The organism is Spiribacter curvatus, assembly GCF_000485905.1.
In the GTDB taxonomy this organism is placed as follows: Bacteria; Pseudomonadota; Gammaproteobacteria; order Nitrococcales; family Nitrococcaceae; genus Spiribacter; species Spiribacter curvatus.
In genome coordinates, this window is the sequence record NC_022664.1 from 1,602,583 (window position 1) to 1,624,331 (window position 21,749).

Here is a 21,749-nt window from a genome sequence, read left to right on the forward strand (position 1 = left end):
TATGGATCTGGGTACGCTGCGCAATAAACCCCGGGAGCGACAGGTCATCCGCAGCCGTCTGCTCATCGCCGGCGTCATCGGGGCGCTCCTGTTCCTGCTGCTCGCCGGCCGGATCGCCTATCTACAGACCGTCAAATACGACCATTTCGCCGCCCAATCCCAGGACAATCGCATCCGCATCGCTGCCGTGGCACCCACCCGGGGGCTGATCCGCGACCACCGCGGTCGCATCCTCGCCGAGAACCAGCCGGCCTTCCGCCTGACGATTGTGCCCGAGCGGGCCGATGACCCCGCCGCGCTGATCGACGAGATTGACGCGCTGATCGGAGTCAGTGACGCCGAACGGGATGCCTTCAGCGATGCCCGCAAGCGCAGCCGGGGGTTTCAGGCGCTCCCGCTGAAACGTCAGCTGAGCGATGAGGCAGTGGCGCGTATCGCGGTCAACCGTCACCGATTCCCCGGTCTCGAGGTCCAGCCGCACCTCATCCGCCACTATCCCTACGGATCGCTCGGCGCCCACGCCGTGGGCTATGTCGGCCGGATCAATGAATCCGAGCTGAGCGAGCGCGACCGTCGCCAGTACCGGGGCAGCAGCGTGATCGGTAAAACCGGCGTGGAGAAGGCCTACGAGCAGCGACTGCGCGGCGAGATGGGCTACGAGCGCATCGAGACCAATGCCCTGGGGCGGCCGATCAATGTCATCGAGCGCGACCCACCGATTCCCGGCGAGGACCTGACCCTCACCCTGGACATCGAGCTGCAGCGGATTGCCGAGCAGAGCCTCGGCGACTATCGTGGTGCCATCGTCGCCCTGGATCCGGGTACGGGTGCGATCAGAGCGCTGGCAAGCCAACCCGGGTTCAATCCCAATCAGCTCATTGCAGGCCTCGACCGGGGCACCTTCCAGGCGCTGCAGACCGACCCGGATCAGCCGCTGTACAACCGCGCCATCAGTGGACGCTATCCTCCCGGATCGGTGGTCAAGCCGTTTCTGGGACTCGCCGGCGTCGCGACCGGAGCCATGGAGCCGGACGAAACAATCCATTGCAACGGCACCTTCCGTCTCCCCAATGTATCCCGCGTGTGGCGCGACTGGAAACGGACCGGTCATGGCAACGTTGACCTCAATGAATCGATCGCCGAGTCCTGCGACATCTACTACTACGAGCTCGCTGAACGCCTGGGGATCGATCGCATGCATGACTGGATGACCCGGTTCGGATTCGGGACCGGGAGCGGTATCGATCTGCCCGGCGAGCGGGTCGGTGTCATGCCCTCCCGCGACTGGAAGGAGCGCAACCTCGGCGAACCCTGGTACCAGGGCGAGACCATCAATACCGGCATCGGGCAGGGATTCACGCTGGTCACCCCGATTCAGCTGGCGTCCTCAACGGCCATGCTCGCCAACCGCGGCGCACCGGTGACGCCCCATCTCCTCGAGGGTCGTGCCCCGCGGGATGACGCCGCGGGTGCCGAACCGGTCATGCTCGAGGACGAAAACCTCTGGCAGGCCGTCATCGATGCCATGGTCGATGTGGTTCATGGGCCGCGCGGCACGGCGCGGGCGATTGGCGAGGGACTCGATTATCGGATTGCCGGGAAAACCGGCACCGCGCAGGTCATCGGGATCGCGCAGGGCGAGGAATATGATGAGGATGCGATTAATCCACGCTTCCGTGATCATGCCTTGTTCACGGCCTTCGCCCCGGCAACATCGCCGCAGATCGCAGTCAGTGTCCTGGTTGAGAATGGGGGGAGCGGCAGTGAAACGGCCGCGCCCATGGCGCGCCGGGTCATTGAGGCATGGATGCAGCAACGGGGCGACCGGCGGTGAACTGGCCGGACGGTGGCGTACAGGCGGCCGCCCGCCGGGCGACCGGGGGGCTGCTCCAGCGTGCCCTGCACCTCGAGGGCGTGCTGCTGGCGCTCCTCGCGCTGCTGTCAGGATTCGGCCTGATTGTCCTCTACAGTGCATTCGGCGGTCGGATCGAGCCAGTCCAGGGCCATCTCATCCGACTCGGCATCGGCGTCGTGGCGATGATCATCGCCGCGCAGATCCCGCCCTGGCAATTGTCGCGCATCGCCCCCCTGCTTTTCGGCCTGGGGATCGTGCTGTTGATCGCCGTCCTGATCGCCGGCCAGCTGGGCGGTGGCGCCCGTCGCTGGCTGGATCTCGGCGTTGTGGCGTTCCAGCCCTCAGAGATCATGAAACTGGCGGTGCCGATCATGGTGGCCTGGCTGATTGCCCGATCTCTGCTCCCGGTCACACTGGGCCGTTCGGCGCTCGTGCTTGCCATCATCGCGCTGCCCGTCGGGTTGATCGGCGCCCAGCCCGACCTCGGAACCGCCGTACTCATCGGCGCCGCCGGCGCCAGTGTCCTGTTCCTGGGTGGGATCCGCTGGCGGATCGTATCGGCGTTGCTGTTAGTCGCCTCCGCCGCCGTGCCACTGCTCTGGCATTTCGGTATGCGGGCCTATCAGCGCGAGCGTGTACTGACATTCCTCGACCCGTCACGGGAGCCGCTGGGTGCCGGCTATAACATCATCCAGTCGCAGATCGCGATCGGATCAGGCGGTATCCACGGCAAGGGCTGGCTGAACGGCACTCAGGCCCATCTTGAGTTCATTCCCGAACGCCATACCGATTTCGTCTTTGCCGTGATGGCCGAGGAATTCGGTTTCGTCGGCGTCGTATCGCTGCTCGTCCTCTACCTCGCGATCACCGCCCGTGGCTTGTGGATCGCCTTTGAAGCCCAGGACAATTTCTCGCGACTGCTCGCGGGCGGCCTGTCACTGACGTTCTTTGTCTATTGCTTTGTGAACATCGGCATGGTGTCCGGCGTGCTCCCGGTGGTGGGGCTGCCACTGCCCCTGATCAGCTATGGTGGATCGGCGATGGTGACGCTTCTCACGGGGTTCGGTATTCTCATGTCCATTCATACCCACCGGCGGATGTGGTCATCGTGAAAACGCTTCATCATTGCTTGCGCATCGTGACGGCTACCCTGCTCGCAGTCCTCATCGCCGCCCCCGGCGTCGCCGACACAACCGAGACCACGACGATCCGCGCGTTCAGCGAGCAGGTTGGCGCACGTCACGATCTGGATGCAGCCGCCGTGGAGCGGCTGATCCGCGATGAGGCCACTCACCGGCCGGAGATCATCGAGGCCATCAGCCGTCCAGCGGAGGCACTGCCGTGGCACCGCTACCGCGATATTTTCCTGACCGAGGCCCGGATCACTGCCGGGGTCGAGTTCCAGCGGCGCCACCGGCGGTGGCTCGAAGCGGCTGAGCAGCAGTACGGCGTACCCGCCGAGATCGTGGTCGCGATCATCGGCGTGGAGACGTTTTATGGACGCTACGCCGGCGATTACCGCGTGATCGACGCGCTGCGCACGCTGGGGTTCGGCTATCCACCCCGCGGCGAATTCTTCCGTGATGAACTCGAGGCGTTCCTGCTGCTCGCTCACGAGGAGGACATCGATCCAACCACGGTGCTCGGTTCCTACGCCGGCGCCATGGGTGTCCCACAGTTCATCAGCAGCAGCTACCGCGCCTATGCGATCGACTTCAACCAGAATGGCCGCCGTGATCTATTCTCAGAGCCAGCAGACGCCATTGGCAGCGTTGGCCACTACCTATCGCGCCATGGCTGGCAGGCCGGCGCCCCGATCGCCGTGCCCGCGCGACTGGACGGCGACCAGTGGCGCTCACGACTGCGCGCGCCCCTCGAGCCGGTGGATACGATCGCCACACTGGCATCCGCCGGCGTCAGTGCCGAGCGCCCGCTAGCCGCCGCGCTGGACGCGCGGCTGCTCGAGCTACAGACCGGTGCCGGCGCAGAGCACTGGATCACGCTTCGCAACTTCTATGCGATCACCCGCTACAACCACAGCGCGCTCTATGCCATGGCCGTGCACCAGCTCGCCGATGCCATCCGCGGGGCCAGTACCTGATGCGGGTCACGATCCTGCTCGCAACGCTCCTCGTGGCTGGCTGCAGCGGCCTCGCGCCTGAACCGCAGGACGGTCCGGGACGAGTGATCGATGATCCCATGGCGATCCCCGATGCGGTGCCGCAGGACGTGCCCGCCAGTCGTTACGGCAACCCCGAGCGCTACGAGGTGTTCGGCCGTACCTACGAGGTGATGGCGAGCGCCGAGGACCACCGCGAACGCGGCATCGCCTCATGGTATGGCAGCAAGTTCCAGGGCCGGCGGACCTCGAGCGGCGAGCCCTACGACATGTATGCGATGACCGCCGCGCACAAGCATCTGCCTCTGCCCACCTGGGTAGAGGTCCGGCATCTGGACAACGACCGCACCATTGTCGTCAAGGTCAACGACCGGGGGCCATTCGCCGACAACCGCATTATTGATCTGTCCTATGCCGCCGCGGCCAAGCTCGGCATGCTCGAAAAGGGCACCGCACCGGTGGCGATCCGTACCGTGACACCGGGACAGGCGACAGGCTCAGCCAAGGCCACGCCTGAGGCGGGCGAGCGTGGTTACTGGATTCAGCTCGCCGCGTTCCGCAGCGCCGGCAACGCCAGGCGGCTCGCAGAGCGGCTTCGGGCCGCAGAGCTGTCCGCGGCACCCACGGTCCGGGAGGGCGAGGATGGCCTGCATCGGGTCCGCCTCGGTCCGCTGCCGGATGTCGACAGTGTCGATCGACTCAGCACCGAACTGGATGGCACCCGTTTTTCGTCCGGGCGTGTCATCATTCCCGCTAGTACAACCCAACCGGAGTGAAGCCCCCCATCATGACGTCGCTCAGACTCGCCCTGCTCATCATGACCCTGCTACTGGGCGGCCACGCCGCCGCGCAGTCCCAGCCCGTGCCGGTCCCGGATCCGCCAGCGCTGGGTGCCAAGGGATACGTGCTGATGGACTTCCACAGCGGCCGGGTACTGGCGAACGAGCAGAGCGACGTACGGCGCGATCCCGCCAGTATCACCAAGGTCATGACGGCCTTTGTCGTGTTCAATGAGCTCCAGTCAGGCGATCTCAGCATGGATGAACAGGTCGTGATCAGCGAAAAGGCATGGCGGGCCCGTGGCTCACGGATGTTCATCGAGGTGGGCAATCGCATCCCGGTCCGGGATCTGGTCCGCGGCATGATCATCCAGTCCGGCAACGACGCGAGCATCGCCCTGGCCGAGCATATCGCCGGCAGCGAGGCGACCTTCGCGGCGCTGATGAACCAATACGCCGCCGAGCTGGGCATGACCAATACTCAGTACACCAATGCCACGGGGCTGCCCGGCGACGATCACTACTCGTCGGCGGCGGACACCGCGACGTTGGTGCGCGCACTGATCAACCGCTTTCCGGACTACTACCGCTACTACTCGGAGCGCCAGTTCACCTGGAACGGCATCACCCAGCGCAACCGCAATCGCATGCTCTGGCAGGATCCCTCCGTTGATGGCGTCAAGACGGGCTATACCGAGGCCGCTCAGTATTGCCTGGCGACCTCCGCCAACCGTGATGGCATGCGCCTGATTTCGGTGGTGATGGGTGCAGAGACACCGGAGAACCGCGTCGAGCAGTCCAAGACCCTGCTGAATTACGGCTATCGCTTTTTCGAAACCCACCGCCTCTACGAGGCCGATGCAACCATCAACACACCCCGCCTGTGGAAGGGGACCGCTGATACGCTCCCGGTGGGCGTGAGCGACGATATCTACATCACCCTCCCCACTGATACCTACGATCAGCTGGATGCACGGATCACGTTGAATGACCCACTCCAGGCGCCCGTTGCCGAGGGCGACAGCGTGGGTCGCCTGAGCGTCTCGCTCAACGGCGAAGTGGTCCGCGAGCGATCCATCATTGCCCTTGAGGGTGTACCGGAAGCGGGTTTTGTGGGCCGGACCATCGACAGTGTGCGCCTATGGATCAATTGAACGCCTCGCCCGAGGGGCTGACCTTCCCCTGCAGCTTCCCGATCAAGGCGATGGGACGGAACAGTGACGCGCTCCCGCAAACGGTACTCGAGATCGTCCGTCGCCACGCCCCTGAGTTATCGGCCGACACCCTGACGACCGCCGAGAGCCGGGGCGGGCGTTTCATCTCGGTGACCGCCACCATCACCGCCAGCAGCCGAGCTCAGCTCGATGCGATCTATGGGGAGCTGAAGGCGCACGACAGCGTTCTCGCCACACTCTGATGGCGGTGCCGATCGCGATCCGCGACTGGGGCCGGTGTGACTATGAGACGGTCGCGGCAGCGATGCGTGACTTCACGGACACCCGCGATACCCGCAGCGCCGATGAAATCTGGCGGGTCGAGCATCCAGCGGTCTTCACGCTGGGGCAGGCCGGCCGCCCGGAGCATGTCCTCGAGCGCGGTGATATTCCGCTCGTGCAGACCGACCGCGGGGGCCAGGTCACCTACCATGGCCCCGGCCAGATCATCCTCTACCCCCTTGTTGATCTACGCCGTCGCAGGCTGGGTGCGCGGGCCCTGGTCACGCGGCTTGAGCAGACCGTCGTCGACTGGCTCGCCAGCCAGGGGGTCAGCGCCGCACCGCGGGCCGACGCCCCGGGTGTCTATGTCGATGATGCCAAGATCGCGGCACTGGGACTGCGCGTCCGGCGTGGCTGTAGCTACCACGGCCTTGCCGTGAACATCGCCATGGATCTGTCACCCTTTCAGCGCATCAACCCCTGCGGCTATGCCGGTATGACCGTCACCGACCTTGCCTCATTGGGGATCGACTGCTCGCTGGCCACCGCTGCCGAAGCCCTCACCGACCAGCTGCTGGTACAGCTCAACGGCGCTTGAGGCGGGCATCCAGTGCGGCGAGACGCGCTGGCGTTCCGACATCGCACCATTCCCCGGGGTGGTGATGACCCGTCAGCTGGCGCCGCTCGCAGGCCCGCCGGAGGATCGGTGCCAGTGGCGCCACACCGGCACCCACGCCCGCGAACAATTCCGGGCGATAACAGGCGATGCCCGCGAAGGTATACCGGCGCCCATCACCGTCGGGGGACAACGCATGGCCATCGAAATGGAAGTCGCCGTCAGGATGATGATCGGGGTTGTCCACCAGCACCAGGTGACCCAGTCCCTCGGGTTGGACAGGCAGCATCGCCAGATCAAGATCGCTCCAGACATCGCCATTGATGACCATGAACGGATCGGGGCCCAGAAGCGGCAGCGCACGCACGATTCCGCCGGCAGTCTCGAGGGCGTGACCGCCTTCCTCGGAGAGCTGGATATCGAGACCCGATGGGGCATGACGGTCGATATGATCACGGATCCGGTCGCCCAGCCAGGCGGTATTGATGACCACGCCCAAACCGGCGAAGCCGTGAGAGATGCCAGTCGAGCAATGTCCGCCCGGCGACGGTCAGCAATGGCTTGGGGCAGTGATCGGTCAGCGGTCGCATGCGCTCGCCCCGCCCCGCCGCCAGGATCATCGCATTCATCGCGGAGCCGCCCGCGCCGGCGGCGGCAGATCGGCGATCAGCGCCGCCAGATCGTGGCAGCGCGGATCATCACTCAGCTCCCGCCACAGATAGCCGAGAAAACGGGGGGCGTCGACGAGATACTGCGGCTTGCCATCGCGATGGCATAGTCGAGCGAAGATCCCCAGGACCTTGAGGTGGCGCTGCGCCGCGGTGCGATCGAGTGCCCGCGGGAGATCATCCGGCAGCGCGATCCCCGCGGCCATGGCCTGATGTCGATAGAATGCGATCCAGTCCCGCTCCTCATCGGGATCCAGACTGTAGAAGGCATCCCGCAGCAGACTCGCCAGGTCATAGGCCACCGGGCCCGCGAGCGCGTCCTGAAAGTCGATAATGCCAGGGTTGGGTGTGGCCACCAGCAGGTTGCGCACCATGTAATCGCGGTGCACGACGACCTCGGGCTGGTCGGTCATCGCCGCTGCGAGCACCGCCGTCCCCGCCTGCCAGCGCGACCACCATTGCGCGTCGGGCTCGATACCGAGATGCCGACGCACATACCAGTCCGGGAACAGCGCGAGCTCCCGGTCGATCCGCGTGACGTCGAAACGCGCCAGCCGCCCGGTGCTCGCCCGGCACTGCAGGCGCACCAACGCATTGATGGCGTCCGCTAACAGTGATTGCCGTGACCCGTCCCGCAGCGCGCTGAGATAGTCGCGGTCGCCGAGGTCCTCGAGCAGCATGAAACCCTCATGGGTGTCAGCGGCATGGATCACCGGGACATGCAGCCCCGCATCCGCCATCACGCCGCGAACCTGGCGGAACGCCTCGCAGGTGGCGGGCTGATCCGGCGCATCCATCACCACCCGCTCGCCCCACGGCGTGTCCAGGCGAAAATAGCGACGGTCACTGGCGTCTGCGCCCATCGACCGCGCCGCCCCGGGTGCCACGCCCTGGCTGCGCAGCCACTCGCCCATGCGCCGGCCGCGCGGGTCGAGCCGGTCAATAACCACGATTGCTGATGCTCCCCGCCCTGAATATTCTGAAGTCTATAGGGTACCCTTCCGTTTCCAAAGCGCTCCACCAACTGACTGGGACAACCGTTTCGTGCCGCGACACCAATCAACGCCACTCATTGCCATCGCCCTGGCGACAGCGCTCACCTGGTCCAACGCCACGCCAGCGGCCGATGGCCGCTGGGCGCTGTGCAGTGCGCCGCTGCTCGCGCCCATGGTCGATGCCCCCAGCGCAGCGCCGACAGCCAGCGGCGCGATCAACGTCACCGCCGATGAAGCCCGGGTATCCGGCTCGCCGCCGATCTACGCGTTCAGTGGCGATGTGCGCGTGCGAAAAGGCGAACAGCGCGTGCGCGGTGAGCGATTGCGCTACGACACCGGCGCGGGTGATCTGCAGGGCGAGGGGGGCGTCCAGTTACGCCAGCCCGGGGTACTGATCGATGCCGAGCGTGCCCGCTACTGGCTGGCGCCGGAGCGTGGCCACTTCGAAGGGGTCAGCGATTACCGCATTGCCGCGGGGCATCTCCAGGGCAGTGCCGAGCGCATTGTCCGTGAAGGTCCGACCCGCAGCCGCTATCAGGGCGTCACCCTGAGCACCTGTCTGCCCGAGCAGCCGTTCTGGACACTGCGCGCCGGCAGCGCCGACATCAACCGCGACACCCGCCAGGGACGGGCCCGCAATGCCGTGCTCTCGATCGGCCGCCTGCCGGTCTTCTATACCCCGTATCTTCAGTTCCCGGTGGGCAGCGAGCGGCTGACCGGTCTGCTCGCCCCTACGATCGGTCGATCCGACAGCAACGGGACCACGCTCTCGCTGCCCTGGTACTGGAATATCGCCCCGGACCAGGATGCGACGATCACGCCCACCTCCTACTGGAAACGCGGCGTACTGCTCGATACCGAGTATCGCTATCTCCAGGAATGGATCGAGGGCACGATCAGCGCCAGCTATCTGCCCTCGGACGATGTCTACGGCGCCGATCGCTGGGCGATCGATCAGACCCATGAGCTGCGTCTGGGCCGCTCGGTGCGCGGCGAACTCCGCCAGCAACGCACCAGTGATACGGCATTCAACGATGACTTCGGCAATGAATTCGACGATCGCTCGGCGGCATTCATGGAGAGCCGGGCGGAACTCTCCTGGGCCGACCGGGGGGTGCTGGCCTCGATCGACGCCCAGTCATGGCAGCGCGTCGACGACGGACCGTCATCGCCCTATGCGCGTCGACCGCGGGTGCAGCTGGGCTATGATCCGATCGCGGGCCTGGGCCCCATCCAGTTCGACATCGCATCGGAGTACACCGACTTTTACAACGCCGATGCCACGCGCGAGCAGGGCATCGAATACAACATCGCCCCACGGGTGTCCGTGCCGATCAAAAGGCTCGCCTACCGGTTCGAGCCCGCGGTCGCGTTCCAGCACTCCGGTTATGACCTCACCAGCGCCGATGGCGATGACGACTCGCCGAGTGCGTCGGTGCCGATCTACACCGCCGACGCCCGGGTGTTCTTCGAGCGACCTGACACCCTCTTCCAGGGCGTCTACCAGACCCTCGAGCCCCGCGTCCTCTATCGCCATGTGCCCGACCGCGATCAGGATCAGCTCCCGGATTTCGGGAGCGCGTCGACAACCGGCAACTTCTCGAGGCTTTTCCGGGCAACGGCATTCAACAACGATCACACCGAACAGGCGAGTGTCGGCGTGACGAGCCGATACATCGACGAGCGCACGGGCAGGGAGTACCTGCGCGCGTCCCTTGGCCAGACGTTCTTTTTCCATGACGACGCCGAGCGCGACCGGTCGGATTACATCACCGAGCTGCGTCTGTCGCTGCCCCGCGGATTCGAGATCGACGCGGACTATCGCTGGGACCCGGACAACGCGGATACCAACAAACTGCGGACGCTGCTGCGGTGGCGGGGGAGCGATCAGGCCGCTGTCAATCTGTCACTGAGACGCGAAAAGACCGATGGCGTGACCGACCGGAATCAGGTCAGCGCCTCCCTGGCGGTGCCGATCACCGCCGCATGGCGGGGCTTCGCAGGGGCCCGGGAAGATCTGGAGACGCGGCAGACACTCGAGACGTTTTTCGGCTTCGAGCAATCCGGCTGCTGCCACTCGTTCCGTTTCATTGTGAGCGAGGAAAGGCTTCGCAACGTCGATCCAGGCCAACCCTCACTGGATCAGGCGATCATGCTCGAACTCGAGCTCAAGGGTCTGGGCGGTATCGGTGATAGAATCCGACCTTTCCTCGACGCCGAAATCGACGGCTACAACCCAAGGCATTGAGATCAATGATGAGAACGCTGCTTGCCACCCTGCTGCTGGTTTTCGTGCAGACCGTTCAGGCGGAGGAGGTGCTGCTCGAGCGCATCGTCGCGCTGGTCAACGATGACGTCGTGCTCAGCTCCGAGTTCGAGGCCGAACTCGCCTCGGTGCGGCAGAACCTCGAACAGCGGGATGTGCAGATGCCACCCGCCTCCGAGCTCCGGCAGCAGGTGCTGGACCGGCTGATCGTCCAGACCCTGCAGCTGAATGTCGCTGAGCGCCAGGGTGTCCGCATCGACTCGGCGACGCTGGACGCTGCCGTGCGGCGGATCGCGGAGCGCAACCGTCTCACCCTGCCCCAGCTTCGCGACGCGCTCGCCGAGCGCGGGTTGGATATGGCGGCGTTTCGGGATCAGCTGCGTCGGGACATCATCACGCGGCGACTGCGCCAGCAGGTCATGAACCAGCGGGTGGATGTCACCGAGCAGGAAATCCGGCAGTTCATCGAGCGCAACCGCAGCCTCGATCGCGACTACCGCCTCTCGCAGATCCTCATCAGTGTGCCCGAGGCGGCCTCGGCGGATGCCATCGAGGACGCGCGCGACGAGGCGCAGGCGGTCAGCGAGCGTCTTGACGACGGGGAGTCCTTTGCCCGTGTCGCCACAGCCGCCTCCGATGCCCGCAATGCCCTCGAGGGCGGCGACCTCGGCTGGGTGCCGGCGTCGCAGCTGCCAACGGCCGCCGCGGACGCCATCCGTGAGCTTGAACCGGGCGAGCGGACGGCGCTGCTGCGCACGCCGGCCGGATTCCAGATCTATCAGCTCGAGGAGACCCGCGGCAGCGGTCAGAAAATCGTCGAGCAGGCCAAAGTCCGGCATATCCTCATTCAGCCCAACGAGGTCGTCACCAATGAGGATGCCCGACTGCGTCTCCAGTCGTTGCGCAGTCGCCTTCAGGCCGGCGGGGATTTCGCCGATCTGGCGCGCGCCAACTCCGACGATCCGAACTCGGCGGGCGACGGCGGTGAGCTGGGCTGGATCGATCCCGCCAACCTGCCCGAGTCGTTCCGAAGCGCTGTGAATCGCCTTGAAACCGGTGAAGTCAGCGAGATCTTCCGCACCCGTGGCGGCTGGCATATCGCCGAGGTCATCGACCGGCGCGAGCGTGACACCAGCGAGACCATCGCCCGCGAGGAGGCCGAACAAGCCATCCGGGAGCGCAAGAGTGAGGAGGAAACCGAGCTCTGGCTGCGCGAACTGCGGGAAGAGGCCTACATCGAAAAGCGGCTCGAGAACGGCTGATGACCGAGCGGCCATGCATCGCGATCACCCCGGGTGAGCCGGCCGGTATCGGCCCGGAACTGGTCACACGGCTCAGTGATGCCTTCCCGCAGGCTCGGCTCGTCGCCATCGGTGACCCTGCGCTGCTGCCGGCCACCGACAACCTGGAGGTGCGGGCGGTCCGGACCGCGGCACCGGTGACGCCGGGCTTGCTCGATCCGCGTAACGCGGCGTATGTCCTGGAAACCCTGCGTACCGCCGTCAGCGGCTGTCAGGATGGCAGCTTTCAGGCGATGGTCACCGGCCCGGTCCACAAGGGAGTGATCAACGAAGCCGGCCATCCGTTCAGCGGTCATACCGAGTACCTGGCGGCGCTGACCGCTGCGCCGATGCCCGTGATGATGCTCGCGGCCGGTTCACTGCGCGTCGCGCTTGCCACGACCCACCTGCCGTTGCGGGACGTGGCCGATGCCATCACCCCCGAGCGTCTGGACACGATCCTGCGGATCATCGACCACGACCTGCGCCGCTTCTATGCCATCGAGCGCCCGCATATCCTGGTCGCCGGCCTCAATCCGCATGCCGGTGAGTCCGGCCATATGGGCCGGGAGGAAATCGAGATGATTACGCCCGTCATCGAACGGCTCCGTGATGCCGGGCTCAACCTCACCGGCCCGCTGCCCGCGGATACCCTGTTCACGCCCGGGCGGCTCGACGGCGCCGACGCGGTACTCGCGATGTATCACGATCAGGGGCTGCCGGTGCTCAAGCATGTCGGTTTCGGTCATGCGGTGAACATCACCCTGGGATTGCCCATCATCCGTACCTCGGTGGATCACGGCACGGCACTTGACCTGGCGGGCCGGGGGGTCGCCGACACCGGCAGCATGCGGGCCGCCATTCACGAGGCGATCGCCATGGGCCAAAGGGGCCGCTGAACCATGCACCGGGCCCGACGGCGTTTCGGCCAGAACTTCCTCCACGACCGCCAGGTCATCCAGCAGATGGTCATGGCGATCGCGCCACGGGCGGAGGAGGCATTCCTGGAGGTGGGCCCCGGGCACGGTGCACTGACCCGGCCACTCCTCGATCATGCCGCCCGCCTCACCGCCATCGAGGTCGATCGCGATCTGGTCGCCACCCTCCGCCACTGGGACGCTGCGCACACCGGGCAGCTGCGGGTGATCGAAGCAGACGCCCTGGCAGAACCGATTCAGCCGCTGATCGACGCGGCGGGGCAGCCGCTCCGCATCGTGGGCAACCTGCCCTATAATCTCTCCACTCCCCTGCTCTTTCACTTGAGCGCGTTCACTCATGGCATCCGCGATCTGCATCTGCTGTTGCAGCGCGAAGTCGTCGACCGGATGGCGGCCGGCCCCGGATCACGCGTCTATGGCCGCCTCTCGGTCATGATTCAGGCACGCTGCCGGATCGAGCCCCTGTTCGAGGTCCCACCCGGGGCCTTCTCACCCCCGCCGACGATCACATCCCGGTTCGTCCGGTTGATCCCGCACACCCATCCGCCGCTGGGTGACACGGATGGCGAATGCCTGGCCCGGGTCGTGGCAGCGGCCTTTGCCCAGCGCCGCAAAACACTGCGTAATGCACTGCGCGGTCTGCTCGACGCGACGGCGATTCGCGACGCCGGCATTGATCCGACGACTCGGGCCGAGCAGATCGATCTGGCCGGTTATGGCCGCCTGGCGGACACACTGCAGACCCAGCAGGACACGCAATAGGAGTCTTTATGGCGGACTACGCCATCGGCGATATCCACGCCTGCTTCGAGGCCTTCCAGGCACTATTGGCGCGGCTCGAGTTCGATCCGGCCCGTGATCGTCTGTGGCTGACCGGGGATCTGATCGGACGCGGCCCGCAGCCGGTGGAGACACTGCGCGCGGTGCGGGCACTCGGCGCTGCCGCGCACACCGTGCTGGGCAATCACGATATCCACTGCATTGCCGTCGCCAGTGGCGAGGGCAGACAGCGCGCCGGCGATCGGCTCACGCCCCTCCTCGAGGCCGGCGACCGCGACAGGCTCATCGACTGGCTCCGCCATCAGCCGCTGCTGATCGATCCGCCCGATCTGCCCTACACGCTCACCCATGCCGGCATCGCCCCGCGGTGGGATCTGCCCACCGCCGCTCAATGCGCTGCCGAGGCCGAGGCAGCGTTACAGGGCCCCGACCCGGCCGCGCTGATGGCGAATCTGTATGGCAATGAGCCGAGCCGCTGGTCGGACGATCTCACGGGCTGGGACCGCCTGCGCTTCATCATCAATGCCTTTACCCGCATGCGCTTCTGTGACGCCGACGGGCGCCTCGACTTCAGCGTCAATGGCCCGCCGGAGACAGCGCCGGACGGGCTCTATCCCTGGTATGAGGCACCCGACCGGCGGATCGGTCCGGACACCACCACCGTGATCAGTGGCCACTGGTCGCGGCTCGGCTGCCGGCAGGGACCCGGTTATCTCACCCTGGATACCGGCTGTCTGTGGGGCGGGCAGCTGACGGCGGTCCGGCTGGACACGACACCCGCGGTCTTCACACAGCTCGACTGTCCCACCCAGAAGCCGCCCGGATAGCCCGTCCGGCGATCAGCCCCGGCGATGCGCCAGGGCCGGCAGCCGCGCTCGAATGGCGCGCTGATGACCGGGGTCCAGGTCGGCCACGGCGACCGCCGGGCCGGCGCCGATCCCGGCGCTCGCGATGCACTCGCCCCAGGGGTCGACGATCAGACTCTCGCCATGGGTGGCACGCGCGTTGGCATGACGCCCGCCCTGGTCGGGGGCCAGCATGTAACAGCCGTTCTCGATGGCCCGTGCGCGCACCAGCACCGACCAGTGGGCAGCACCGGTCGTGGCGGTGAACGCCGAGGGCGCGAGCAGGATGTCGGCACCCGCGTCCACCAGGGCCCGGTAGTGCTCCGGGAAGCGCAGGTCATAACAGATCGACAGCCCCAATCGCCCGACGGGTGTCGGCGCGACGACCACCGCATCACCCGCCGCAAACGTCGCCGACTCGCGGTAGGTCTCGCTGCCGGGGAGCGAGACATCGAACAGATGCCGTTTGTCATAGCGCGCGATCCGCTCACCGCTCGGGCCATAGACCAGGCAGGCGGCGCGGACGCGGTCCGTCTCGCCGCCCTGTAGCGGCAGGCTGCCGCCGACCAGGGTGATGCCGTGGCGATACGCTGTATCGGCCAGAAAGGCCTGAATCGGTCCCTCACCCTCATTTTCCGCCACGGTGAGCGTGTCACGCTGCTGGCGACCGAGAAACGCGAAGTTCTCCGGCAGCACGACGAGTTCCGCGCCCTGTGCCACCGCCGAGTCGATCAATGCACCCGCATCAGCGAGATTGCCCGCCACATCCATCGCCGAGACCATCTGCACCACAGCGGCCCGGGTCGGCCGCTCCACACTCGTGTCACTCATCGTCGCCATCCGTCAGATCCGGTGAAACAAGGTCGAATTCGGGTTCCGCCCAGGTCCCACCGATGTGGTAAGTGAAATCAGTCAGTCGCTCGACGCCGGATTCCAGCATCCCGCGCGTCACGAACAGCAACGCCGCCGCGGCCGGTCCACCGGCGACCCCCCCGAGAAAGGCCAGCGCCGACGAGAGCTTGGGCGTCACCGTGACGGTCTGATCGTAACGCCGCCGCACCAGATCCGTCTCCCCGCGCACCGATAGATCCATTGACGGTCCAGTGAGCGACAGATCGTTGGTATGCATGCGCCCGGCATCGACCTGCCAGGTGCCCTGGAGCTGATCAAAGCTGAGCCCCTCGCCCAGCACATCTGAGAAATCGAGCCCCAGACGACGCGGTAGCACCGACAGGCTGAAGAGCCCGAGCGCCCGACCGGCACCGGGCTCCACCGCCGGCAGGCTGCCGTTGCGCAGATCGAGCTGCAGATCACCCGCGAGTGACGATCGCGCCGGCTGCAACATTGCTCCCTGCCACGCCAGATCACCACTCAGCGTCCCGTCACCCTGGTTGATGGCCGCGGGCACGCCCAGCGCGCTCAGCAACTGGCCGGCATTACGGGTGTAGAGATCGAAGCGCATCCGACTGTCGGCGGTGGCACTGGGCGTGCGATCGACCTGCGCCTCCAGGTCCAGCCATTCACCCACCAGTCGCAGGCGGGCGCTTCCCGCCGCCGCATCGGCGTTGACCTGATTGAGTTGCAATCGCCCGAGCGGCTCACCGTCTACACGGAGCTGCTCGGCGACCAGATCGATATCAGTGGCGGGCAACGGCGACTCCGCCCCGGACCGCGCGGCCTGTTCCGGCTCGGGTGACGGATCACCGCGGCGCGGTGTCACATCCAGGCGATCCAGACGCAATGTCCAGGGCGCCTGCGGCCCGGGTTGCTGGATCGTCCCCTGCGCGGCGCCCGTCGTCGCCAGCGATACATCGCCGGAGGTCATCCCACCCTTCAGCGTCGTCTCACCCATACGCCAGCGGCTGACATCGAGGCCCGCCAGCGTCAGGTCGATACGAAGGGGGCTCGGCAGCGGGATCGCCGGTGCCGAGCCACCCGTGGCGCCGGCCAGCGCGGAGAGGTCGACGACCGGGAGGGCACCACTGAGCCGGGTTGACGGGCGTTCGGGCAGAGACGGACGGGCATCACCGAAACGCAGTGCCGCGCGCGGCCCCTGGACCACCGCCCGCAGACGATCATCGTAGTCGAGCTGCCACTCGCCCCCCGCCGTCTCGGTCTGCGACCACTGCAGCCGCAGTGGCGCCCGCGCGTCGGCCGTTTTACCCAGTTCGGCCGGTAGCGCCAGCGCGATACCCTCGAGACTGGAGCGTAGCGTCAATCGCTCCCCCACCACCTGGTCACCGGTCGCCTGGAAGCCGGGCTGCTCCCAGCGCAGCCGCCAGGCAGCGACACCATCGGCACGAGCCGCCGCGGGCGCCATCCCGGGCCAGTCTGCAAGGGCCAGACGGGCGTCTGCCGAGACCCGGATACGCGCGCTGTCACCCTCACCCCGCGTCTCGGCCGTGGCAACAATCGGTCGATCCGCCAGCCGCGCCCGCACCCCGGACGAGGCGATGCCCTGGCGATCAAACGTCACCTCGCCGCGGATGTCATCGAACGTGAGTGCCGGATCAGTCACCGACAGCCCTGCGCCTGTCAGCCGCAGGCGTCCATCCATCGCCATCGGCCGGCCCTGGAAGGGGAAGTCAAGCGCCAGAGACAGGTCGCCGTTGCCGCGCCACTGCAACCGCTCGGGCCGCCCCTGCGAGGGCAGCACCGGGGATCGCTGAAGCACCGCCTGCATCCCCGCGAGCGGCCCCTCAAGCCGCCCGTCGATGCGCAGGCGCGGACTGAACAGATCATCGATGCGCGCCGTTGCCTGCTGCAGCGCTGTGGAACCGATCCGACCGGTATCGGCGCTGATCCGCAGACCACGGTTGCGAAAGCGTAGCTCGCCGCCCAGGGCCTCGAATCGCGGCCAGTCACGCTGGAAACGAAACCCCACATCATCGACGCGGGCACGCAGATCGAAAAGCGCATTGCCCTCATCATCGGGTACGCCATCCAGACGACCGAACCAGCGCAGGCTGGCCGCCTCCATCGTGCCCGCCTCAACGGCCCGGTCGAGCCAGGCGACCAGCCGCTCGTCCATGATGCCGATGGGCAGCCACTGCAGCACCCGTTCCGCCTCGACCCGTCCCATCGCCACATCAAGGTCGGCAAACGGTGGCTGTCGGGTGCCGATATCCACCCGACCATCGAGTCGGATCGGTGTACCCGCCGTCTGTCCGCGTCCATCGACCAGTTCCAGCCGCCAGCGCTCCTGCGTCGTGCGCCACCAGTTGAGTGTCCCGGTCACCTCATCGATCACCGGTGCCTGGCGGATCATCGGATCGACCGGATCGCGGCGCCAGCCCATCCGCAGCCGATCCACCACGACCCGTCCGCCGCGGGGCCCGGCCTCGAGTCGCAGATCCGCGCCGTCGATCACCGGCCCCGTGGTCGCACTGGTGAACGCCGCCCCACCCAGATCGGCGGAGAGACGCCAGTCCGAGGCGTCCCGCCAGACCCATGTCGCGCGTTCGGCGCGACCGGCAACCTCAACCGGACCGTCAAGACGGTCCTGCAACAGGGCGGTGAGCGGGGCGAGCGGGGCATTGGTGAGGGCAACCCGCCAGTGGCGCTCGTCATTGCGCGCGAACGCGATCGGACCGGGCATTGATACCGCGCCATCCGCCCGCACCAGCCGCTGGGGCTCGACCTGCCCCTGCCAGCCACCCTCATGCCGCTGTGCCTGGGCGAGCATGTCCAGTGACTGCACCTCGCCGTCGAGCAGCCCCAGCGAGTCCGCGGACAGATCCGCACTGACGCGGATGCCACCGGCCTGCCGGAGGTTGACCCAGAGCCGGCCGGACAGCGATGCCGCCGCATCCGGCCGCATCGCCCCGGCCGGGAGCCAGGGCGCGATCCGCTCACCGCTCAGCCCCTCAAGATCGACGACGGCCCGGGCGGTGGACACCTGGCTCGCATCGAGCTGCATCCGCCCCTGGACCCGCTCGTCGCCGTGGCGGGCGTCCACCGCGAATCGCCACTGACCGCTCGGGGCGCGACGCCAGCGCAGTGCCACCGATTCAAAACCCAATCGGGCGGCATCGTGACGGTCCACTAGAGCCAGCCGCGAGTCCCGGATCAGCAACCGATCCATCGGCAGTCCCTGAAGGGCCTGGAGGAAGGACTCAGGGGCGATCGGCGTTGCACCCGGCAACAGGCCGGCGATACGCCAGCTGCCGGCTGACTGCTGCCTCAGCGTGACATCCAGCCCTTCGGCGGTCAGTGCGTGGAGCCGGAGCTCACCGGCCTGCAGCGACTCCCAGGGGGCGATGGCGAGGGTCATGGTGGCCAGTTCGAGCGGTTCGGTCTCCGCCGCATCGCCGATCCGCACATCACGAAGCACCAGCCCCGGGCGCAGGCGGTCGAGCTGCGCATCGAGACCGCCGATCGTCACCGGCACACCGAGTTGATCGGAGACGACCGCACCGATGGGTGCCGTTAATGCCGGTGCCGCGGCAAACAGCAACCGCACCCCGGTCAGCAGGACCGCCGCCGAGACCAGCAGCGCCACCAGGGTGTAGAGCACCGCCGCCTTGAGACGCTCCTCACGTTGCGGCCAGACCCAGCGATGCAGCCTCTGCGCGATGCCCATGCCTACATCAGCACCACATCGAACTGCTCGGGGTTATAGAGCGGTTCGGCCTGAAACGCGATGGGCTTGCCGATGAATGCCTCGAGCTGCGCCAGACTGTCGCTTTCCTCTTCCATCGCGCGGTCCACGACATCCTGGGCGGCGAGCACCATCAGACGCGTGACCTCGAACTGGCGCGCCTCGCGCAGGATCTCGCGGGTAATCTCATGAATGACGGTCTCGGCGCTTTTCAGATGACCGCGGCCACCACAGGTGGGACACGGCACGCAGAGTTGATTCTGCAGCGACTCGCGGATGCGTTTGCGCGTCATCTCCACCAGACCGAGGGCCGAGACCTCGCTGATCTGTGTACGCGCCTGGTCATGCTCGAGCCCCTTGGCGAGCGAGCGCATCACCTGACGACGATGCTCGGCGGTGGCCATGTCGATGAAATCGATGATGATGATGCCACCCAGATTGCGCAGCCGCAGCTGTCTCACGATCGCCTGAGCGGCCTCGAGATTGGTCTTGAAGATCGTCTCCTCGAGGGTGCGATGACCGACATAACCGCCGGTGTTCACATCGATGGTGGTCAGCGCCTCGGTCTGGTCGATGATCAGATATCCCCCGGATTTGAGCGAGACCCGCCGCTGCAACGCCCGCTGGATCTCGTCTTCGACGCCATAGAGATCGAAGATCGGCCGCTCGCCGGGGTAGTGCTCGAGTCGCGAGCGCGCATCCGGCAGGAATGTCTCACTGAACGCCAGCATGCGCTCGTACCACTCGCGCGAATCGATCCGGATACGCTCCACGTCCTCGCCCACCGAGTCCCGCAGGACCCGCAGCATCAACGGCAGATCCTCATGCAGCAGCGTCGTCGGCTGCGCGATCCTGGCGCGCTCGTGGATCGAGGCCCAGACGCGCTGCAGAAACCGCCAGTCACGTGTCAGCGCGGGCTCCGAGGCCCCCTCGGCCGCCGTGCGGAAGATGCAGCCGCTGTGCGGATCGCCGGCCAGCAGCGATGTCCCGATCCCGCGCAGCCGCTCGCGCTCCGGTGCCGACTCGATGCGCGCCGAGACGCCGACGCCGGGGTTATCCACCAGCAGCACCAGATAGCGTGACGGGATGGCGATCTGAGTGGTCAGACGCGCGCCCTTGCCACCGATCGGGTCCTTGAACACCTGCACGAGGACACGCTGCTGCTCACGGAGCAGATGCTGGATATTGCGCGATTCAACCCTGGGCGGATCCACCAGCGCCTGACTGGCGTGGATGTCGGAGGCATGGAGAAAGGCCGTGCGCTGCAGTCCGGCATCAACGAACGCCGCCTGCATCCCGGGCAGCACGCGTGCGACCTCACCGAGATAGATATTCCCCACCAATCCGCGACTGCGGGACCGCTCGATGTGGAGCTCCTGGACGCTGCCGTTATCAAGGGCGGCGACCCGCGTCTCCTGCGGCGTGATATTGACCAGCAGTTCCTGTGTCACTGCCCCGCCGGCCAGCGCGACTGGTAATCGATGCCGAATTCGGCGAGCAGGTCATGGGTCTCGACCATCGGCAGGCCCATTACACCGCTGTAGCTGCCCTCGAGCTGCTCGACGAAGACCCCGCCACGCCCCTGGATCGCATAGGCTCCGGCCTTGTCGAGCGGCTCGCCACTCTGCCAGTAGGCCGCCTGTTCGACGGCGGCGATCGGGCGCAGCGTCACCATACTCAGCGACAGCCGCGTCAGCTCGCGCTGGCCATCCACCATCGCGATGCCGGTCAGAACCCGATGTGTGCGTCCTGACAGCCGCGCCAGCATCGCCATTGCTTCGTCGCGATCGCCGGGCTTGCCGAGGATATCGTCGTCAACGACCACCGCCGTATCCGCACCCAGCACCGGCACCGCGCGGCCGGCATCGAGCCCCGCCAGACCCGCACGGGCCTTTTCCAGGGCCAGACGGAACACGAAAACCTCCGGCGTCTCGCCGGTCTGGACCTGCTCGTCGACGGCCTGCGGGATACACCGGAACCGCACCCCCATGCGCTCGAGGATCTCCGCCCGACGCGGCGATGCCGATGCCAGATAAAGGTCAGGGTCATAATCCGGGTTTTGCGCGTCAGTCATTTAAACCTCCAGCGACGGACGTTGATCAGGCGCGGTGATAGGGGTGCCCGGCAAGGAGCGTCCACGCCCGGTAGAGCTGCTCCGCGACAATGACGCGGACCAGCATATGCGGCAGGGTCAGGGCCGAGAGTGACCAGCGGCGGTCAGCCGCATCGAGGCAACGATCATGGAGCCCGTCGGCACCGCCGATGACAAAGGCCAGATCGCGGCCATCGTGAGTGGCCCGATCGAGATAGTCGGCCAGATCCGGCGTCCGCCATGACTGACCCCGCTCGTCGAGCGCAATGACCCGCGACCCGCCGGCCGCGGCCAGCAGCGCATCCGCCTCCTGGCCCCGGGCCCGATCGACATCGCCACTGCGCCGGGCATCGCCGGCGTTCACGGCCTTCAATGCCAGCGGCAGATGCCGGGGCATGCGCTGGGCAAACTCGTCAACGCCAGTCCGGATCCACGCCGGTGGACGCCGCCCCACCGCGACCATGTTCAGGCGCATGGCGA

The 21,749-nt window shown here is 66.7% G+C and carries 18 protein-coding genes and 1 pseudogene; 12 read left to right on the top strand and 7 right to left on the bottom strand.

Annotated elements, in window-relative coordinates; all coding sequences use genetic code 11:
* Position 1 precedes the first annotated feature (1 nt).
* Genes mrdA through lipB form a run of 7 tightly spaced genes read left to right on the top strand, consistent with a single transcriptional unit; the run spans position 2 to position 6,787 of the window.
* Complete coding sequence (mrdA, locus tag SPICUR_RS07870) at positions 2-1,834, top strand: penicillin-binding protein 2 (protein WP_023367813.1); 1,833 nt, start codon at positions 2-4, stop codon at positions 1,832-1,834.
* Positions 1,804-2,967: a rod shape-determining protein RodA gene (gene rodA, locus SPICUR_RS07875; RefSeq protein WP_023367815.1), complete on the top strand. Its 1,164-nt coding sequence runs from the start codon at positions 1,804-1,806 to the stop codon at positions 2,965-2,967. Before mrdA ends, rodA begins: the two co-directional genes overlap by 31 nt.
* 26 nt (positions 2,968-2,993) lie before the next feature.
* Positions 2,994-3,956: a lytic murein transglycosylase B gene (gene mltB, locus SPICUR_RS07880; RefSeq protein WP_237220327.1), complete on the top strand. Its 963-nt coding sequence runs from the start codon at positions 2,994-2,996 to the stop codon at positions 3,954-3,956.
* Positions 3,956-4,750 (top strand): septal ring lytic transglycosylase RlpA family protein, encoded by a 795-nt coding sequence (locus tag SPICUR_RS07885; protein WP_023367819.1) that lies wholly within the window; start codon positions 3,956-3,958, stop codon positions 4,748-4,750. The genes mltB and SPICUR_RS07885 overlap by 1 nt, the downstream gene beginning before the upstream one ends.
* 11 nt (positions 4,751-4,761) lie before the next feature.
* Entirely contained in the window at positions 4,762-5,907 is a 1,146-nt protein-coding gene (locus SPICUR_RS07890) for a D-alanyl-D-alanine carboxypeptidase family protein (protein WP_041382496.1), read from the top strand.
* On the top strand, positions 5,895-6,170 hold the full coding sequence (locus SPICUR_RS07895) for a YbeD family protein (protein ID WP_041381824.1): 276 nt from the start codon (positions 5,895-5,897) through the stop codon (positions 6,168-6,170). Before SPICUR_RS07890 ends, SPICUR_RS07895 begins: the two co-directional genes overlap by 13 nt.
* Positions 6,170-6,787: a lipoyl(octanoyl) transferase LipB gene (lipB, locus tag SPICUR_RS07900; protein ID WP_023367823.1), complete on the top strand. Its 618-nt coding sequence runs from the start codon at positions 6,170-6,172 to the stop codon at positions 6,785-6,787. The genes SPICUR_RS07895 and lipB overlap by 1 nt, the downstream gene beginning before the upstream one ends.
* On the opposite strand, the pseudogene murU reads toward lipB, so the two are convergent.
* Both murU and SPICUR_RS07910 read right to left on the bottom strand, forming a co-directional pair.
* Positions 6,774-7,434 (bottom strand): annotated as a pseudogene (gene murU / locus SPICUR_RS07905) (N-acetylmuramate alpha-1-phosphate uridylyltransferase MurU). The gene lipB and the pseudogene murU overlap by 14 nt on opposite strands.
* A complete protein-coding gene (locus SPICUR_RS07910; RefSeq protein ID WP_023367826.1) occupies positions 7,431-8,423 on the bottom strand; it encodes an aminoglycoside phosphotransferase family protein in 993 nt (330 codons plus the stop codon). The pseudogene murU and the gene SPICUR_RS07910 overlap by 4 nt, the downstream one beginning before the upstream one ends.
* Positions 8,424-8,517: 94 nt before the next feature.
* On the opposite strand from SPICUR_RS07910, the gene SPICUR_RS07915 reads away from it, so the two are divergent.
* From SPICUR_RS07915 to SPICUR_RS07935, 5 genes are read left to right on the top strand one after another with little or no spacing between them, the layout of a single operon-like run.
* Positions 8,518-10,716 (top strand): LPS-assembly protein LptD, encoded by a 2,199-nt coding sequence (locus SPICUR_RS07915; RefSeq protein ID WP_023367828.1) that lies wholly within the window; start codon positions 8,518-8,520, stop codon positions 10,714-10,716.
* A gap of 5 nt (positions 10,717-10,721) precedes the next feature.
* On the top strand, positions 10,722-11,996 hold the full coding sequence (locus SPICUR_RS07920; protein ID WP_023367830.1) for a peptidylprolyl isomerase: 1,275 nt from the start codon (positions 10,722-10,724) through the stop codon (positions 11,994-11,996).
* A complete protein-coding gene (gene pdxA / locus SPICUR_RS07925; RefSeq protein WP_023367832.1) occupies positions 11,996-12,913 on the top strand; it encodes a 4-hydroxythreonine-4-phosphate dehydrogenase PdxA in 918 nt (305 codons plus the stop codon). The genes SPICUR_RS07920 and pdxA overlap by 1 nt, the downstream gene beginning before the upstream one ends.
* A 3-nt stretch (positions 12,914-12,916) precedes the next feature.
* Complete coding sequence (gene rsmA / locus SPICUR_RS07930) at positions 12,917-13,714, top strand: 16S rRNA (adenine(1518)-N(6)/adenine(1519)-N(6))-dimethyltransferase RsmA (protein WP_023367834.1); 798 nt, start codon at positions 12,917-12,919, stop codon at positions 13,712-13,714.
* Positions 13,715-13,722: 8 nt separating this feature from the next.
* Positions 13,723-14,559, top strand: coding sequence for a symmetrical bis(5'-nucleosyl)-tetraphosphatase (locus tag SPICUR_RS07935; protein ID WP_023367835.1), 837 nt, complete (start codon positions 13,723-13,725; stop codon positions 14,557-14,559).
* A 12-nt stretch (positions 14,560-14,571) separates the two neighbouring features.
* Here the strand turns inward: SPICUR_RS07935 and SPICUR_RS07940 are convergent, their stop codons facing one another.
* Genes SPICUR_RS07940 through rlmH form a run of 5 tightly spaced genes read right to left on the bottom strand, consistent with a single transcriptional unit; the run spans position 14,572 to position 21,744 of the window.
* Entirely contained in the window at positions 14,572-15,408 is an 837-nt protein-coding gene (locus tag SPICUR_RS07940; protein ID WP_173391218.1) for a carbon-nitrogen hydrolase family protein, read from the bottom strand.
* A complete protein-coding gene (locus tag SPICUR_RS07945; protein WP_023367838.1) occupies positions 15,401-19,159 on the bottom strand; it encodes a YhdP family protein in 3,759 nt (1,252 codons plus the stop codon). The genes SPICUR_RS07940 and SPICUR_RS07945 overlap by 8 nt, the downstream gene beginning before the upstream one ends.
* A 2-nt stretch (positions 19,160-19,161) precedes the next feature.
* Entirely contained in the window at positions 19,162-20,628 is a 1,467-nt protein-coding gene (gene rng, locus SPICUR_RS07950; RefSeq protein WP_023367840.1) for a ribonuclease G, read from the bottom strand.
* The gene (locus SPICUR_RS07955; protein ID WP_023367841.1) at positions 20,625-21,251 is read right to left on the bottom strand and encodes a Maf family protein; all 627 of its coding nucleotides are present in this window, start codon (positions 21,249-21,251) and stop codon (positions 20,625-20,627) included. The genes rng and SPICUR_RS07955 overlap by 4 nt, the downstream gene beginning before the upstream one ends.
* 25 nt (positions 21,252-21,276) lie before the next feature.
* Positions 21,277-21,744, bottom strand: coding sequence for a 23S rRNA (pseudouridine(1915)-N(3))-methyltransferase RlmH (gene rlmH / locus SPICUR_RS07960; RefSeq protein WP_023367842.1), 468 nt, complete (start codon positions 21,742-21,744; stop codon positions 21,277-21,279).
* Positions 21,745-21,749 lie beyond the last annotated feature (5 nt).